Origin of the sequence: Hyphomonas polymorpha PS728 (assembly GCF_000685315.1) — a bacterium.
Classification (GTDB): Bacteria; Pseudomonadota; Alphaproteobacteria; order Caulobacterales; family Hyphomonadaceae; genus Hyphomonas; species Hyphomonas polymorpha.
Map to the genome: position 1 here is coordinate 1 of NZ_ARYM01000048.1, position 2,907 is coordinate 2,907.

Genomic DNA, 2,907 nt, shown 5'->3' on the forward strand with positions numbered 1-2,907 from the left:
CCGAGCCCTTCGGCCTTTCTGCCATCCCCAGCGAAGTGCGCGTGCTGACATGTGGCGTGGACGTACAGCGCGACCGGCTCGAAGCGGTCATTCTGGCCTGGACGGCAGACGGCGCGGCGCTGGCGACCTCGCAGGACGTGTTCTGGGGTGATCCGCAGGGGGATGACGTCTGGGCCGAACTTGACGCGCACCTTAAGCAGACCTGGCAACACCCTCTTGGCGGGCAGATCGGCATTTCCGCGACGGCCGTGGACTCGGGCGATGGCGAAACCACGGATGCCGTCATGGCTTTCTGTAAGCCGCGTTTCGGCCGCCGGATTTACGCCATCAAGGGCGCGGCTGGAAATCGGCCGGCTATCGAGCGCAGCAAGTCGCAGGCGGGGCGGCTGTTCATCGTGGGCGTGGACACTGTGAAAGGGCAGGTGTTCAAGCGCCTGTCAGACCCCACGCAAATGCGGTTTTCAGCCAACCTGGCGCCCGTCTTCTTCGAACAGCTTACTTCGGAGCGCCGCGTGATCCGCTACCGCCACGGCCGCCCCTACGGCCAATGGGAGCGCATCAAGGGAAGGCAGGCCGAAGCGTTGGACTGCGTAGTGTACGCATTCGCCGTGCGCGGCCTGGTCAACATACGGATGGATGCGCGGGAAAATGAGTTGCGCGAAATCGCTTCAACCCCGACGATCCCCGCTGTGATTCGCAGTGCGTGGATGGATAGGTGATTAATTATAAGAGCATCACGATATTTGAGAACCGAAAGCGCGTGCGTGCACTCTCCGCTTTCCGCGCCAATGTCGAAAGGTGGATAGAGGTCAATCTGGCGGACAATGCTGAGACAGCAGCGCTTCGCAGGTCTATTAATTTGACCCTCGTTGATGCCCGGAAATTCACCGTCTTCGCTGGAATAGGTGTTTCAGGCCAACAATTTCCCGCACCTGCTGTTGGAGGCGCTATAGTTCCATTTGATTTGTTTGCGGATATTTTCGGACCCAATCGCATCTTTGGATCGCACAACCGATTAATTGATAGCATTGATCGCGCAATTGGCGTCTACGAGAGCGATCAGCAAGCCGCGAATTTTAGGACTTTCAATCCCTTTTGGTGGATTGGAAAGGGTTTAACCTGGCTCGCAAGAACGCCCTTTATGATTGCTGGTGCTGCCGGGTTCGACACGACAAAAGCAGAAAACTCCGTACTCGGAAAACTGGTGCGCCTTACAGTATGGCTGGGTGGGGCCGCTGCAACTATCGTTACGCTTTGGCCATACCTGACGTTTCTGCCCTTTTAGAGAATTGGAAGTTCAATCAGGGTTAGGGGGCCTTCCAATATGGGGGCCTTATAAAACGCGACCAAAATATCCGGGTGTGCGGCGCAGAATTCGTCAGAAAGTGGCGCTTGAATTTCGTTGAAAAGAATAAGGGCAGTATCGCGATGTTTGATGTAGTTGAAGGTTAAGCCACCTTCGAACTCTAGCTCTGTGGAATCGTCGAACCCCGCAAGGTACGCACGAAGGTCGCCAACAGTGAATTTAGACATGGTTTAGCCCTCCTAGAATCAATTGCAGATTATACGCGATAATCTCAAAGGCGAAAAATTGGCATGTCGCTTGCTAGGCGAGTCTCCAAACGAAACATACCGGAGCTGGAGAAATGACCGAAGCTGAACAGATGAAGGCGATGTCTGAGGAATTGCCCCTGTTTAACGAAACGTTTCTGCGAGAATTGGATCGCGTCATTAGCGGCGACCCCAATTGGGATGAGGAAGCGAAACAATATCATACCCGCGCACTGAAGATGAGGACTCTCGGGTTTGCGGGATATATGTATTTTCTCCATCAGGAAGACGAGGCGCTTCGCCTCGGCGACAAAGAGACTTCTGATGAAATGGAAGAGCTGTTGGACGAAATTGCTTCCATGGAACAGCGATGGGACCTCCGGCCGGACGAAGTGTTGATCGCAGTCCGACAGATTTGTGTACACTGGGAGAACGGCCCAAACAGGGGGATTTGTGCCCTCTTGTCCCTTCGGAGTTAGGATGATCAGGCCCTCTGCCGAATTCATTCGCCTTAAAGAGGTGATTCAGATGACCTCGCTTTCGAAGAGCGAGATTTACCGCCGGATTCGCGAAGGCCGATTCCCGCATAGCATTCGCCTTGGCCATCGCATCGCCGTTTGGAAGAAGGGTGATGTGCTCGCGTGGAAGCGTGGAATTATCATAAGCGAACTGCTGAACTAATTCGCGGTGGCGCCTGGGGGTACATCAGGGGGTATTATCCTGAATTCCCTTAACTTTCAGGGGGTGTGTCTTCGCCGCAGGCAATCGAATTCGTCACCAAAACTCGATACCCCGACTTACCATTCGGTGCGAACCTGCAGTGTTTACTACAGAAGACGCGGCAAAATGCCCTGCCACTGGGGTATATTTGGGGGTATTTTTTGACATTTCCCAAATAATACAAGGTGAGTGGAATCGGGTGGGGCCTCCATCAACTTTCCCTGAAAATCCAGCCACCTTGCAGCCAGCATTCAATGCTGAACGCCGCTTTGCGCATTTATTGCAAATCGTTTACCCGGCATTAACCATTTCGGGCGAATTTGGGCATGTCTTCTCTTGGAGACACCCACCATCACCCAACGCCTTCGGCGGGAGCTTGTCTCCCGCCTCTTTTCTTTTGGGGTGAGGTTTGCCGGCGGGGCGGCGCTATCCACAATTCTGCAGCCTGTCGCAGCGGATTTTCTGCAGAAGGCGCTATTTGCCTCTTGAACCGGAAAGCCGGTCTGGCTATTCCCCCGTCTCCAGCTGTTCCGCGATAGCTCAGTTGGTAGAGCAGGCGACTGTTAATCGCCCGGTCGCAGGTTCGAGTCCTGCTCGCGGAGCCACTTCTCCCTTGTCCGGCCCGGACACATAGGT

Annotated in this window: 5 protein-coding genes and 1 tRNA gene; 5 read left to right on the forward strand and 1 reads right to left on the reverse strand. The window is 54.6% G+C overall.

Going from position 1 to position 2,907, the window contains the following annotated elements; genetic code table 11:
* Window positions 1–719: terminase gpA endonuclease subunit (locus HPO_RS19190; RefSeq protein ID WP_035602770.1), on the forward strand; the 719-nt coding region annotated here is incomplete at its 5' end.
* Complete coding sequence (locus HPO_RS19195; protein ID WP_035602773.1) at window positions 716–1,285, forward strand: hypothetical protein; 570 nt, start codon at window positions 716–718, stop codon at window positions 1,283–1,285. The genes HPO_RS19190 and HPO_RS19195, both read left to right, overlap by 4 nt.
* On the opposite strand, the gene HPO_RS19200 is transcribed toward HPO_RS19195, so the two are convergent.
* The gene (locus HPO_RS19200) at window positions 1,282–1,533 is read right to left on the reverse strand and encodes a hypothetical protein (protein ID WP_035602776.1); all 252 of its coding nucleotides are present in this window, start codon (window positions 1,531–1,533) and stop codon (window positions 1,282–1,284) included. The genes HPO_RS19195 and HPO_RS19200 overlap by 4 nt on opposite strands.
* Window positions 1,534–1,646: 113 nt before the next feature.
* Here HPO_RS19200 and HPO_RS19205 point away from each other — a divergent pair, with 113 nt between their 5' ends.
* From HPO_RS19205 to HPO_RS19215, 3 genes are all read left to right on the forward strand, one after another.
* Window positions 1,647–2,030 (forward strand): hypothetical protein, encoded by a 384-nt coding sequence (locus HPO_RS19205; protein ID WP_035602779.1) that lies wholly within the window; start codon window positions 1,647–1,649, stop codon window positions 2,028–2,030.
* Window position 2,031: 1 nt separating this feature from the next.
* Complete coding sequence (locus tag HPO_RS21315; RefSeq protein ID WP_035602782.1) at window positions 2,032–2,232, forward strand: helix-turn-helix transcriptional regulator; 201 nt, start codon at window positions 2,032–2,034, stop codon at window positions 2,230–2,232.
* A gap of 568 nt (window positions 2,233–2,800) precedes the next feature.
* Window positions 2,801–2,876, forward strand: a tRNA-Asn gene (locus HPO_RS19215).
* Window positions 2,877–2,907 lie beyond the last annotated feature (31 nt).